4 protein-coding genes are annotated in these 15,144 nt (G+C 52.3%); all 4 read right to left on the minus strand.

The window, feature by feature from the left end; translation table 11 throughout:
* Nucleotides 1-114 precede the first annotated feature (114 nt).
* Nucleotides 115-1,272: a MalY/PatB family protein gene (locus tag ACO6UX_RS22355; RefSeq protein WP_422450496.1), complete on the minus strand. Its 1,158-nt coding sequence runs from the start codon at nucleotides 1,270-1,272 to the stop codon at nucleotides 115-117.
* 277 nt (nucleotides 1,273-1,549) lie between these two features.
* On the minus strand, nucleotides 1,550-2,671 hold the full coding sequence (mnmH, locus tag ACO6UX_RS22360; protein ID WP_422450497.1) for a tRNA 2-selenouridine(34) synthase MnmH: 1,122 nt from the start codon (nucleotides 2,669-2,671) through the stop codon (nucleotides 1,550-1,552).
* 179 nt (nucleotides 2,672-2,850) lie between these two features.
* Nucleotides 2,851-13,584, minus strand: a complete 10,734-nt coding sequence (locus ACO6UX_RS22365; RefSeq protein WP_422450498.1) for an Ig-like domain-containing protein — start codon at nucleotides 13,582-13,584, stop codon at nucleotides 2,851-2,853.
* Nucleotides 13,581-14,930, minus strand: a complete 1,350-nt coding sequence (locus ACO6UX_RS22370) for a TolC family outer membrane protein (protein WP_422450499.1) — start codon at nucleotides 14,928-14,930, stop codon at nucleotides 13,581-13,583. Before ACO6UX_RS22370 ends, ACO6UX_RS22365 begins: the two co-directional genes overlap by 4 nt.
* Nucleotides 14,931-15,144: the final 214 nt, after the last annotated feature.

Consider the following 15,144-nt stretch of genomic DNA (forward strand, 5'->3'; position numbering starts at 1 on the left):
AAGTTGTTGGGCTGGATATAATGACCGCAGGTGCTGTTATAAGCAATTAGGCTTTGTGACCACAGAGGCACATCAAGAATAGATTATTTCTTTGTGTCTCTGTGGTGAAAGTTTTTAATCCATTGACTGCATTTGTGCAACGGCTCTGGCTATTCGTGTCACGCCTTCTTCCAGAACAGATCGGCTGCAACCAAAGTTCAGCCTCAGGTAGTTTTCATCGCCAAATTGCTTTCCGGGGGACAGGCCAACACCGGCCTTTGCAAAGAACTGGTGAGGATCTTCCAGCCCCAGTCCGCTGACATCAATCCAGGCCAGATAGGTGGCCTGCAGTGGTTCCATGGCAAGGCCGGGAATGTTATTGATGGCTTCCAGCAGGTAGTCGTGGTTACCACGGAGGTAATCCAGCAATGACTGACGCCAGGGTTCACCATGACGATAGGCCGCTTTCGCAGCAGTGTAGCCAATCAGGGCACTGTCCACTGACGGCACAATACCGGTGCGAACCTGGTTGAACTGATGACGTAACTGATGATTGGGAATAATCGCGAATGCACAGCCAAAGCCGGCCAGATTGAAGGTTTTCGACGGTGACATCAGGGTGACTGAATTGTCTCGGGCAAATTCGCTGATGGCCGCATAGGGAATATGTTCCGCACGGCGATCAAGAATCAGGTCGCAATGCACTTCATCGGAGCAGACCACAAGGCCATGTTTTTTACAGAGTTGCTCAAGCTTCTCCAGTTCTGCCCGGGTAAATACCCGACCGTTCGGGTTTTGCGGGTTGCAGAGCATCAGTAGTTTGCAGCTCGGGGTGATTTTCTGCTCCAGGCTGTGGAGATCAAGCACCCATTGGCCGTTTTGTTTAATCCATTCCACACCGATTAGCTCACGTCCGGCCAGTTTGGGTGCCACAAGAAAGGGATAGTAGACAGGAACGGGGGAAATAACGCCTTCGCTTTTGTCGGCATAGGCACGAACACAAACATTCAGGGCAGAAACCAGGCCCGGCATCCAGACAATCCATTCTGGCTCAATATCCCAGTGGTAGAGATGGCGACAGCGCTCAACGACAAGTTTTTCCAGTTCGCTGTCTGGCTCGGTGTAACCAAAAACCCCATGGTCGATGCGCTGGTGCAGTGCTTCGATGATTTCAGGCGCTGACTGGAAATCCATATCCGCTACCCACATGGGGAGAACGTCAGGGCTGAAGCGCTCCCATTTAAGGCTGGAGGTGTTGGTTCGATCCACCACTTTGTCGAAATCGATGTTCATTGCGCTATCCAGTGTTTGTTTTCCAGTGTTTATTTTCTGGGTATCTTATCAATATTCAGTTTTTTAATTGGCTTTTGGAATAAAATTTGGAACAAACGCCTAAAACTTTTGTCTACTGCTTAGTCATATAAAAAATAACATAGTAGAGTCAGGATGATATTGTTATCAATGACTTTGCCGGGATTTCCAGAATGCTCGACCGGTAATTCTTGATAGGGCAATTTCAGACAAGGCCCTTTAATCAACAGGGCCTTGCAGCTGCCAATGATGGCCCGAATCAGTTTATCAATGATGTGTTGTAGTAACTTTCAATAGCCTCACGATCTCCCCGAAAGATCACTTTACCCTCCTTCTGCTCCAGCTGATAGTCGTACATGGGGTCGTAATAATTGCTGAGCAGATCACTGATCAGAGGGCTGTAGCCTGCTATTCCCCCGCCCGATCTATGTTGCGCGATGGCGTTTTCCAGAATATTGGTTAACTGCTGATAGCGTTCTCCACCCAGTCGGCGGCGAATACGGTAAAGGCTACCAGAGAGGCCTTCGACAAATTGCTCAAAACCCTGTGGATCACCATAAGCGGCAATAAACTCGGCAAGATTGTCGGTCACATACTCCTTAAGACCAATCCTGACCCGCTCTTCCAGGGTCTCTTCAAGCAAAATTAACGGGGATTGCTGCATTTTGTCCCGCATCGTCTGGGGCAGGCTGCAGCGGCCAATCAGTTTACTTTCATCTTCCAGCAGTACCGGCATTCCGGGGTGCCTGTGACGGTGCTTCAGCAGCGCGATGGACAGGCGATTTTCGAAATCGATCTGGCCCGGCTGTCCACCGTATCGGCGGCCAAAGCTGGAGCCTCTGTGGTTGGCGAGGCCTTCCAGGTCAATGCTGTAAGGCAGTTGTTGAATCAGCCAGGTTTTGCCGGTACCGGTTTTGCCACTGAGGATAATGAATGGAATTTCATCAATGGAGCGTTCCAGTTCATCGATCAGAAAACGTCTCAGGGCTTTATAGCCACCTTTGATTAGTGGATAAGGGTAGCCAGATTCCTTCAGCCACTGCTGGGTAATATGGGAGCGTTGTCCACCACGAAAGCAGAACAGGTACCCTTTTGGCTGTTGCCTGATAAGTGATTGCCAGGCTTCGAGTCGCTGAGCCCGAATATCATCAGTAGCCAGTCTGTAGCCCAGGTTAACAGCCGCCTCAGGTCCTTCTTCTTTATAACAGGTACCAATCAGTTCCCGTTGGTGGTCATCCAGAATGGGGATATTGATCGCCAAAGGGAAGCTGCCCTTGGCGAACTCCACCGGGGCACGAACATCCATCAACGGAATGTCCTGAAGAAAAATAGACAGGAAGTCTTCAGTGTTGGCTCTTTCTTGATTTGCGGATGTCGTCATTGAGGGCTGCTGTGGCTGATCAAAACTGCATAGTTTCGTATCCGTAGCAGTGATTTGGCAAGTGTGAACAGGTGCAGGAGTAACCGTAACTACCGTTACTAAAAACCTACGATAATCATAGATTACTCGACACTGTTATTAGCCCCTACTGGAACGTCACCACAGCGCTTGAGCGAAAGCTAGATAGGAAACCCGGTGATCAGGTAACCTTGTTCCAGCTGGTATTTCAGCGCATCTTCCGAACTGCTGCCCTGTAACCAGTCGACATTTGCAAGCTCAATGGTATTGGTCCAGTGGTGGGCGCTGGTACTGGCAAGGTTCAGGTTGGTGCTGCTGCCGTTGGTGTTCAGCGCCATGTAATCATAAGGCTGGGCGCTGGCTTCTGCAGGCAGGAAGCCTGAGATATCGATAACATCTTCTGCACTGTGAAAGTTGAATACCCGGTCATAAGCGGGTGCAGCTTCACTGCCAGCGTCTTCTTTCCGCCAGTAGAGCCTGTCTATTGCATGGCTGGTTCGGCTCAGCTCCAGAATATCGTTGCCAGACCCGCCTCTCAGTTTGCTGCCCTCATTGTTGGCATACAGGTGATCATCTCCGGCACCGGCATTTACAATGCCATCGCCCTTTAATTCAGCGGCTGGTGGTGCATACAGGGTATCTTTTCCCTGGTGACCAAACTGATGGGAGACAATCAGGTGACCCTGTTCAACCAGCGAGCTTAAACGTTCTGCAGTATCCATGGTGTTTCCCCCTGGCAACAGCGTTTCCAGCGGTATGGTATCCAGGGTAATCACCTCGGATAGTGCAGTGATCCGCGCTTTCCCATCCATTTCATCAATGGTGACCTGGTTCGCCAGATCACTACCGGACCACACCTCGTCAAGGTTCAGCAGCTGGCTCAAATCAATAACGTCCACGCCGGGCTCGAAGTCCCGGATAGCGGTTGTGCCTGTATCGCCAGCCTCAAAGAGGAACGTATCACGGCGACCATCGCCTGAGCCTGAGTACGCTCCCCCCCAAACTGTATTGTTTCCTGACCCGGGAAGTATCTGGTTTCCACCGTTACCCCCGGCAATGAGATCATCTCCATTACCAGCGGAGATCTTCGGCGTTGTGCCATCGGAAATGATAATATCGCTGTTTGGGGTGCCGCTGATGTCTTTACTTTTTTCAACCACCACAATGTTCAGGGCAATGACATCACTGCTCTGGTTATTCCCATCACCAACATCGGAGATGGCCTCAACATTCAGGGTATAACTTCCGGTTTGATGATCTTTAAGGTACAGGTTTGGCAGCGCACTGCTGACCAGTGCAATACCTGCTGGGCTGGAGGAAGGCGTGCCGGTTGGTGTTCCGGCATGGTTAACCAGCGATGCACTGCCTGGCAGTCCCTGAACAAGGGTATAGAGCTCAGTGCCGACCAGATTGCTGACCGTCGCAGCCGGATTGATCACTGAAGCCCGGATAAAAACAGGCGCTGGTGTTTCTACGGTGGTAATGATGCTTTTGCGATCAATCTGCAGTGAGGGCTTATCGGACTTTGGCGCAATGGTAATAGTGCTGCCCATCACGACTTCAGGGCCATAGGCCGTTGTCAGTCCATCGGTTTTATCAACAGACCGGACGGCTAACGACATCTGCAGTGTTCCATGACCATCGCCCGGATTAAATTCCAGCACGGGTAATGTGGCATCCGCTGTTGCGATGGTTGCGGTATAACCGCCTGAGCCATTGGCTGAGAATACGGCTGTCGTTTGGCCAGCAATGGTAAGGCTGGGTTTGATGGCCTCTGGCTCAGGAGGCATCAGCGTGGGGGTGCTGCCCGGTAAAATCGTCAATGTGGCCTGAAGTTCTTCCGGATGGTCATGTTTGTCTGAATGGCTGTCTGTGGTTTTGGCATTCAGACGAAAGACGATGGGAGTGTTTTCATCCCCCGTCATTGCCCCGGGAATGTGATCCAGTGTGATGGGGTCACCCACAGGTTGTACCGTAATCTGAAATGCCTGCTCGTCACTGCAAACCGTACTCAGGCTCTGTTCGTGGCTGTGACTTTTCAGGGTCAGTTGCACGACACCGCTGAAGTCTTTCACCGGCCTCAGGAACAGTGGCTGTACATGGCCGTTGTTATCCATTAAGTGTGCTGGAATCTGCCACTTCCCGCTCCCGTTAAAGGGCAGGGGGTTGCCGAAACTGTCCTTGACCACCTTGCCATCAGGCAGGCCAGAGAGCACAACAGAGATGACTTCAGAGCCATCATTATCGTTCAGGGCAGCAATCAGCCCTTTAATAGGGATATCTGAGTCTTCATGGCCTTCCTGATTGGGTGCAGTAAGGGTGGCACAGTGATTGACCGGTTTGACCATCAGCTCAATCACTCTGCTAAATACTTTGCTGTCGGTATCTCCGGTTCCCGGAGCAGTATCCAGTACTTCTACAGCAATCGGCATGGTGTAGGTTCCCGCCGGCAGTCCCGGTCCGGGAGTGAAGGTGAAGCTTGCTATCCGCTGCTTAAACTGCGTTTCTGTTTCGGATATTTGTCGAGCTACTGAGTTGTCCGGTTGCAGCCCATCACCATGGATAACGATATGGTCCGGTGGTTTAAAGACAACTTTTTCGATGGTTTCCGAACCATCAATATCGGTGGTTCTTAACTGCAGGTGCATGGGTTCGGGGTGATCCGTATCCTTCCACTCATCGGCCTCCGCTGCCGGTTCTGTCCAGGCTTTCAAGTCAGATACCGAATCTTCCGGTGGTTCATCCGGTGAGTTTCCCACCACCGGCAGAACCTTGAACGGGATCTTGAAGTCCGTTTTGCTGGTCTGGTCGGAATCAGTATTTCTCTTCAATATGTGATAGTCGATACTGTCCTCTCCGGAAAAGTCCCTGGGTGGGTGAAATTGAAGGTTTCCGACGTCTTCCGGCCTGGTGATGTACTCGGTGACCTCACCATCGTTATTCCAGCACACCGTTGTGAAACCTTTAAGGCTCCACCCGTGAAGATCCGCCACCGTTATACGGAATGTGGCTTCTTCCTTTGCAGAGGTGTGAGTCTGGTCGAGGTTGATGCAATGGTCTGGAATGGTGACGTAGTAATCCTCTTTACCCGCTACCGGTTCTGAGCAGACAAACAGGTTCTCCGGAGGTATCGGTTGACCCGGGTCTCCGGTATTCCCTTCGACAATGACCTGCACCCGGTCATGGAGCGCTTCCTCTTTGACAATGACCTGCATCCGGGCATAGCGCGCTTCCTCATCCCCAACGTCTTCAACAATGACTTTCGTATGGATAAAGTACGTGCCCTTCTCGGTAAAATGGACCGAGACACCATCAAGTTCACCACTTTGAATCAGCCATTTATCGTTATCAAAGATCAGATCCTGTCCTCCAGAGGTTTGCAGATGCCAGCCTCCTGTCATCTTGTTTCCGGCAGGGTCATAAACCTCGATTTCATATTGAGGTCGCTTGTCGTCTTTTATCCGCTCACTGCCATCTTTATCGGTGGCAACAAGTTGTAATGCCCTCAATGGAACATCATTTCCTGTAAAAGGCCCGGGGTTATCATGAACGACTTTGGTGTTTTCATCAGGGTTGAACGGTGTGGCTGGAGGCTGTTCACCATCAACTTCGCCCTGCCAGTCAATATGCCCACTGACGGTTACCTCTTTTTTCGCCGTTAAACCATTTTGCTGATCCGAGATTTCCACGGTAAAGCTGAAGTCGGTGCTCTGACGGGTGGGAGTTGGGTAATCATGATCAATCGTTCCATCTGAATGGATCGGTACAATGCGGATATCGCCTGCAGCAAGCATCTTTTTCAGTGCATCCAGACCGCCCAGGTGATCAACCAGGGACCCGCACTGGTTGGCCAGCAATGTGCCTTTTACCATCAGTTGGAAACCATCGGGCAAATTGAATCCGGTGATATCGCTAATGGCTTCGCTGCCATCACGGTCGCCCGGGGTGAACCCGGTAAGGGCCAGTGGTGCTCCACCCGAAAGAAATTTACCGGCTCTGTCCAGTTCAACTTCTTTACCCCGGATGGGGGCGATGGCTTGATCCCGGGTATCCACCACCGGGGCAAAGATAGCTCGCAGCTGGTAGTCAAAAATGGCATGGGCTCCGTCCAGTTCTGTCACCAGAACCTTCATGGGTACCAGTGCCTCACCAGCATAGTCCGGGGGTGGTTTCAACCGGTATTTGCCGGAGCTAAGATCAGCTGGCGTTATTTGGAAAAACGGTTTGCCATTAACGATATAAGCGATGGGCGGCTGTCGCCCATGGTTATCTTCCAGACGAAACCGGCTGTCTTCCAGCGTAGCGACTGAGTTCAGGCTTTCGGAGCCATCAACATCCGATGAGTGAAGATCAAACGTCAGTGGAAGTCTTTGGTCTTCTTGGCCACGGCCTGTCAACTCATTGGCTTTATACGGATTCACGGTCCAGGTATCATTCGGGGTCACTTCCGGCGAATCTGGAACCCCTTTGATGCTTATTTGCATAAACCGGTCCGGTGATATGGCTTCTTCTTTGCCAGCCACCGGTGTGAGCCCATCCTGAGTAGACTCACGACTGATGGCGTTTATCTGCAAACGAACATCGTCAAAGTTTGCCGAACTTCGATCTTTTCCCGGTTGATAATAGAGATGGTCAATATCCGGACCAGTGACTTCAAAATGATTCGTTGGGCCGTGTTTTATTTCTGTCCAGGCGCTTCCCTGCTGAATCCACAGACGGCCTGTAGCTTCTCCGGGCTTAACCAATGGTGTGACTGTCAGGAAGAGGCTTTCAGACCCGTCCGTATCCACCAGGGCTGCCTTGATGTGGCTGCCAATGGCAATGCGCTCATCTTCATTTCCCGTTATCTTAACGGTGTCAGGGTCCGCACCCGCAGGCATAACCACCAGTGTGGGAGGGTCTGCCACAGGTTGAACATTGACAGTGATTGTTGCCGGTGATCGTGCGGTTTCAACCGCAAAATAACCTTGTTCGGTTGCGATGGCATCCACCTTTATTTCCAGTCTGCCACTCCAATGTTCATCAGACTGAACAATCAGCTGCCCAAACTGCTCTGTCGTAAGCGTGGTCCCGGCATTAATTTCCCGTCCATGACACAACAGTTTCATGCTACCTGGTAATTGCGTTATCGCGTATGAGAGGGCTTCTGATCCATCCTTATCCATAAGCCCGGCTTTTATGCTGTTGCCAAGGGGAATGTATTGATTCTCTTCGCCGGTGACCACGGGTATCGGTTTGGGCCAGATGGGGGGATCAGCTATGCCTTTAATATGAATAACCAACGGAGTACTCAGGCTTTGAACCGGCCCCGGATTGTTGCTGATGGTGGCATTCAGGTTGAGCGTGACCTGGTGGTTGTGGAGGGTAAAGTCCGACGCATCGGCTGGGGGCAGATAGCCAAGATTGTCAGCGCTCAGGATGACGCTGCCGGAGACCATGCTCCGGCTCATGGCGGCAACGGGGATCTGTACGGTGTCTCCGGTGGCGCTGAGGGGATTGCCATTCCAGGTCAGCATGCCTCCCTGAAGATCGCTGGTGCTGAACGACAGGCTGGTCAGGGTTTCCTCCCGGTCCGGGTCACCAAGATCAATGGAAAAGGAGAGGGTGACAGGGGTGTTCGTGTCTTCAGGGCCTTCGGTAGTGATAACGCTGGTGAACGTTGCAGGCTGGTCAGCAATAGTGATCTGGAAAGGTGCCCTGCTGTGATCACCATCGCCATCCATAATGGAGTTAACCATCTTCAGAGTGAAGTTCTGTCCCGCACTGTGATCAAAATGAGGATTGGCAGGGAGTTGCCATTCGCCATCGCTCCGGACGGTCAGTATGCCTGCATCCGTGGTAATGGCAGTTGTGCCGGTTGGGCTGACTGGATGGACCATATTCTGGTAGCTGATGGCGGTGAGACTGGCATTATCGGCATCGGCATTCAGAGTGTCGTTGTTAAGCAGGTTGCCTTTGAAGGTCTGGCCTTCTGCCCCAATGGGCTGGTTATTTCTCCGGTAATAGTCGCCGTTGGCCACCGGTACGGTATCCATCACGGTATAGAGAAAATTCGTGGGTGTGGTGTTCAGGCTGTTGTCACTGTCACTCATCAATACCGGTATGGTCAGGGTGATCGACTCGTTCTGGCTGAAAGACGACATTGGGTGATCAAGGTTGTCCAGCTGTTCAAATTGCAGGGTGGCAGAGGTCGGTTGTGGATCACTCACGGAAAACCGGAAAACCGGCAGATGGTCATTGTCCCGGCTGATGGTCAGTACTGAGTGGTCCGGACCAGACACGGCAATACCGGTCAGTGGATTACCATCGGAGCTTAACCCGGCCACCTCCTGCTCAATGGTGGATCGATCAAACACGGGGACGGGACGGTCGGAACCCGGGGTATAGTTGAGGGTGCCGGTCACGGAAGTATCGTTGCCTTTGTTAATATCCGTGGTCGCCGGTGGCTGGGTGATCTTGCCGGGAGTTGGGTATTCACCGTCCCGCAGTGACAGGGTCAGGACGTCACTGGTTTTAGAACCATCGGCATCTATAGCTTGCAGGGTGTAGCTGACGGGCAGCGACGGGGTATTCAGGCCGGTCGGCGTCAGGTGATCAAGGTGGTGATACCAGGTGATGCCAATGGTGGCGGTTACTGAGGTGCCTGAGGGTACATAAATCACCGATCCATCATTCTGTATCGTGGTCAGACTGAAAATATGATCCTTTTGTTTGCCATCCTGAATGGACCAGGCTTCCCAGGTTGCAGGGTAGCGGATGGCGGTGGATTGGGCGAAGTATTTGATGGGGAGGCCATCGGCTGTCAACCGGTTGCCCCGGTCATCAAGGGCAAAGCCGCTGCTGTCGACGACAGGGGGCAGAAACCAGACTTTGGTCACGGCGTCGGTATCGGCACGAATGTCGACGTCGACCCGTTCGCTGACCGATGTCTTTTGATACAGGGGCTCGGTCATTTCCAGGTCACTTATCGCCAGCTTCAGTTCAAGATTGTTACTGATATCATTGATCTGAACCGGAATCCGTTTTTCCGTGGTATCACCGTCTGAATCCGTAATGGCCACCGCGATGGATAAAGGCCAGCGGCCCTTATCCTGATTCATGGGATGGGAGAGCTTTACCGTGTAGTGCAGTGTGGCCGACAGTGCGGGGAGGGGGGGATCATCCAGCGTCACGGTGAGTACCGGGGATTCCGGCTGGGCAGGCCAGTGCAGGGAAAGGGTTGGCCCCTGAACGCTCCAGTTCAGTGGCTGGTTGCTGGCGAACAGTCCATCCAGTCCGGGCTGGCTGGTTGAAAATTGCCAGCTCTCTGGCACGATATGGTCGGATTTCGGGGTGGCTTTAATCGTCCCGGTGGCGGTAACCGGCAGGTTTACTTCATCGATGTTGATCTTTGAGGGATTGCTTAATACCGGGAATACACCGTCAACAAAGGTCGCCGTAACCGTACTCTCTGTAACTGCCGGTGTGCCGTCAATATCGTCAAAGGTAAAGGGCAGGGTAAGGATGATCCGTTGGTCATCCACCATCACTGAATTATTGCCCACGGTACCGGCCAGGTGATCCAGGGGGCGATCCAGCTCACCAATAACCCGGACATTCAGATCTTTGCCGTTATTGTTAATAGCTGACAGTGACAGAGTAAGAATATCCATGCTCTGGCCATTCTCGATAACACTTCCCCGAAGCTGGTTACCAGCTGATGTGAAGCTGACCGTAGCACCCAGTGAGGTCAGGATACCGTTCAGATTATCAGGATCCGCAGTGAATCTCAGACTCCCGGGGGCGATGGCATCAGAGCCATCGCCACTCAGGGTGGCAATGGGGCCAGCGTAATACTCTGGATAATGGGGAGGAGTGGCCAGGTTGTTTTCGGTAAAGGTCAGGTTGGCCTGCTCATTTCCCTTGGCGGCTGCACCATCTTTAATGGTGACAAAAACAGCTGCCTGAGCCCTGTCACCACTACTGTCGGTGACGGTGTAGGTAAACTCCTGAGACAAGGGTTGCTGGCCAGGATGATACAGAGAGTCCCGGGCCGTGCAGGTGTAATGGCCATCCGGCTGTACGGTGAGTGTGCCGTAACGGGTTTCAATACGGGTGTCGGTTTGAAAATCAAACACCTGCCAGGTTTCTGTTATGGTGTTTTCATCCAGATAAAACCGGTCAAGGGAGACCTTGGTGACGGTCAGAGCGTCAAGGCAATGAACATCATTGCCCAGCAGATTGCCGGTCACCGTTTGACCTTCAGTAACCTCAATATAATCATCGGCCAGGGTAACGCCACCATCCATCACCGCCAGCGTTATGTTATGAGTGATGGTGTTGAGGTCATGGTCGCTGGCAGTAAGTACCACGGGAATCATCGCAGGCTCAGGTGCGGTGGGATCCAGGTTGGCCAGCTGTTGTACCACCAGGTGGGCAGACAGGTTGCCTGAGTTATCGGTGGTGATATTGGCCAGATGAATGCTGAGCACAGGTTTGCCGGACAGGGTCGATAGCACCAGACTCTGGTTTTCCGGTCCGGGATACAGGTTATCAAGATCCAGACTTTCTCCATCGCTTTTGGGCAACCGACTGGCCTGGGGGTTGTTCAGCTGCTCTGCGGTCCCATTAATATCAAACTGCAACTGGTCCGGTGGCAGGGGGTCGGAACCTTTCAGAACGGTAATTTGCCCGTAATCCGGAATGGGGCCGGGCTGGTCACACTCCTGGTCGATGGGCATGGTACTGACCGTGTCGTTTGAAAAGCTCAGTGCTGTGCCATCCAGAACCGTAAAGCAGATGGTGGCACTGTCGCTGTCCCCATCCGAATCGGTAACGGTAAAGGTAAACGTCTCAGTCAGTGTATTGTCGGTGGTATGAACCTGGTCAGGGGCAGCAGTATATTTCCAGGCCCCATCGGGATGGACATACAGGGTGCCGTATTGACCGGGGAATGGGTAAAAGTCTGCTATGTCATCGCTGAGTTTATGGCTACTGGTAAGCGGAGTGCCGTTAATGGCGCTCAGTAAGCCGCCATCGCTACCGGCTTGGACAGGGGTAAATAATTTGCCGTTATTCTCTCTCCACCGCGCCGTAGTCCCTTCCTGTACAAGAACTGGCGTATGATCCACCAGGGTTGGCACATCATCCGTGATGGTGACGACAAATCCCGCTTTGGAGTAGTGGGTTTTTTGATTGGCTGGAGAGTAAAGGCTTTTCTGATACGGCAGGGTAAAGCTGAGTTCGTCTCTGTCTCCCGGATGAAAAAAGGGACGGTCAACCTGTAAAGTGGCCAGGCCTGTGCCTGAGTCCGGCAGGGTAAACGTGAGCGCTGCCTGGGTTGACGTCCCATCATGGTAGACGGCAGTTAACGTTTTGGAGTCGGTGATTTGCCAGCTGACCGGAAAGCTGGAACCTTGGTCAATAATGGTGAAATTGTCGGGTAGATCGGTAAGGTAAGCGGGCTCGATAGAGAGTACTGTGCCGCTGGCTGAAATGGGATCTATGTCCTTGCTAGCTCCCAGATCAACGCTTTCCTGAATGTTGATGTCCGAAGGGTTACCGAGGGGCATCAGATGATCGGTGGCGATGTTACAGGCGCAGTCTGTAACGGATGCCAGAACCTGATAATTGTCTCCTTCGGTTATAGGTGACATAACAGGGGGATGGTTCCAGTGGTTGTCCTCTACCTTGACTCTCTCTACCGGGACTTGGGCCGTTATCCTGTTTTGAGCTGCGCCGGGGCCAAAAAAAACAGTAACCAACTGTCCATTTTTAATATCTGCGGTCTCACCGGTTATCGGCATATTAAAGAAATGGATGCCGCAGGTGTCGATATCGTTGATCCAGATACTTGCTTCGGTATCAATGGACAATAGCAACTCTGCAGTGGCCGTATTACCGGCCATATCGGTGATTTGTGCTGTTAATGTATGGGCACCATCAGACAATGGCTGGGTAATTTGTGCAGACCAGATGCCGTCGCTGCCAACCGGGATGCCACTCTTCAGTAGCTGGTCATCAGAGAACAGTGCTATCGTACCGTTGACTTCACCGGTACCGGCAACCACCGGTGTATTATCGCTGGTAGGATTATCAGGCGTATCGGCTGCCTTGCCATAACAGGAGTCACTTTGGGGAGTGAGCTCAAGGGTGACTTCGGTGATGGTGTCCAGCAGAAACGTCGTGCTGTCTCTGGCAATATTGCCAGCCAGATCACGGGTTTCTGCTGTGATGGTAATAGAGCCATTGAATAACCCACTCCCGGTAAGATCCGGTACCGCTGTTTGCCAGCTGCTGCCATCGCTGTTCACCGCTGTTTTCAGCTGCAATTGATGGCCGACCTTATCGGTCAGAGTCAGGGTAACCGGGCGCAGAGGCTCGACATTTACCACCCGCCCAGCGATGGTCAGCGCCCGGGACTCCCGGTCGTTGACGATATTATCCGGAGTGATTGGTGTATCAATGGTAATCAGTGCCAGGTAATCCATGGTAGTCTGGTGACTGTAGCCCTCAGGCAAGGTTTCCGAGATCACCGGCAGATGACCCGGCCCCGTGCCAATACCTGCATCGGGTGTGACTGTCGGGGTATGCAAAGGAAGTATGGTGGGAGTCATCAGTCCTTCATCGGCGGTCTTTTCGTTTGCGTCCCTTCTGTTATCGCCAGCCAACGTGATTGATGGCGTGTCTGACAACAGATAATCATTGGCGTTGTTTAGCTCACCGACGGATAAAGCGCTGGCATCAATAGGATGAATCAGGATATCTGCATTGTCTTCAAGCTCAATCAGCTCACCAGCAGTCAGCAGCTCTCCTTCTGCCAGCAACTGACGACGTTCGCCTGACAATAGCTTCCAGGCATGGCCGATGATGCTAATGACCCTGCCATCATTACGCAGCAACACGAGTTTATTCATGGTGTGGCACCATTACCAGGAGCCCAGTCCGGCGGAAGCGTCAGTTTCAGCGACTCAAGCAGTCGGCCGGTAATATGAAGCAGCCGGTAGAAGGCATCGAGCTGTGCAGCCCATGCCCGGTTCCATGCCAGTTCTGCTTCAAGGCTTTCATTCTCTGCGTTCAATACATCCAGTAACGACCGTTCTCCAAAAGCAAATTGTCTCCGGTAGGCAGATACCATATCCTGGCTGTAGGCGACGTGTTTCTGTAATTGCGGAATTTGTCTGTTCAGCTGAGTATGGGCTTCCCATGCGAGACGGGCTTCTTGCTGGGTATCCAGCAATGCCTGGTGGTATATATCTTTCGCTTCATTCCAGCGGCTGAGGGATGCCTTGATACGCCCGGAATCAGCACCACCATTAAACAGGTTGTAGCGGGCATGGAACATCAGGCTGTAATCATCATCACGCCCGATCACGCCATTCCTGTTGTAGTGCCATGACCGGGTTGCCTCAAAGGAGATTTCCGGGTAGAAGCGTCCCTTGCTGGCCATGTACTCACTCTCGGCAGCGTTATTGTCCTGAAGCGCTGATTTGAGTAATGGATAGTTTTTGCCAGCCAGTAGTACTGCCTGCTTCATAGTATCGGGCAGTCGGTCAAAATCAGGCACAGGTTCGTGAAGAGTGCTGGTTGGGACTCCCACCAGCCGGGCAAACTGGCAACGGGCATCCTGCAAATTGTTGTCAGCAGCAATGGTATTGGACTGAGCCCTCGCCAGTCGGCCACTGACAAGACTGAGGTCTGCAGTGCTCTGCACACCGGACTCAGAACGTTTGAAAATGTTGTAGTAGATATCCTGGTGAATCTTCAGGTTTTGCTCGGACATGGCCAATGCCCTTTCCATCATGATCACAGTCAGATAGGTCTGAGTGACTTTGAGTGCCATCTCGGAAGCGGTGGTTATCAGTCGGTACTGTGCAGAGCGTGTGCTGGCTTCAGATCTATTACTGTCGTGTATTGTGGAAAAACCGGCAAAAAGCACCTGGCGAAGCGCGATAGAAGACTCATACCGATGAAGTCGGTCATCACTGTCAGGCCCACCGGCACGGGTTGCCGGGTTGGAGGTCCATTCATAGCCGGAGCCTCCCTGTACATGCAATGTTGGCAGGAATCCTGATTTGGCAATGCTTTGCTCATGAACGCGGGTCTGCACTTTTTGCATGGCCAGATGCAGCTCCGGGCTCGTCATCAGTGCAGTAGAGACGGCTTCTGCCAAACTTTGCCCACTTGCTGACGGGATGTTAGCAGCAACCATCAGCACAGGCAGCCAGAAGCGAAGATGATGAATACCGGCAGGACGCTTCATACTCATAACCGTGTTGAAAATGTTCCGGGGATGATCTTTCCCGTATCGGGGGCAGTGAGGTTCAGGCAAACAAGGTGAGCTACCTGACAATTAACAACTGACAAGAACCAAGGATAAAAACTCTGAGTAAGAATAGATGATTTTTTGTTGTGCCTGGCTGAGAATGGCGGGGGAGGCATTTCTACCCTAGGCTCTGTTTTGCATAATGCTGAAC

This window comes from Endozoicomonas sp. ALB091 (assembly GCF_049310265.1).
Lineage (GTDB): Bacteria > Pseudomonadota > Gammaproteobacteria > Pseudomonadales > Endozoicomonadaceae > Endozoicomonas.

Bases quoted from the DNA above. Each gene is read 5' to 3' on its own strand.
- ACO6UX_RS22355 (WP_422450496.1), bottom strand. From the start codon at position 1,272: ATGAACATCGATTTCGACAAAGTGGTGGATCGAACCAACACCTCCAGC.
- mnmH (WP_422450497.1), bottom strand. From the start codon at position 2,671: ATGACGACATCCGCAAATCAAGAAAGAGCCAACACTGAAGACTTCCTG.
- ACO6UX_RS22365 (WP_422450498.1), bottom strand. From the start codon at position 13,584: ATGAATAAACTCGTGTTGCTGCGTAATGATGGCAGGGTCATTAGCATC.
- ACO6UX_RS22370 (WP_422450499.1), bottom strand. From the start codon at position 14,930: ATGAAGCGTCCTGCCGGTATTCATCATCTTCGCTTCTGGCTGCCTGTG.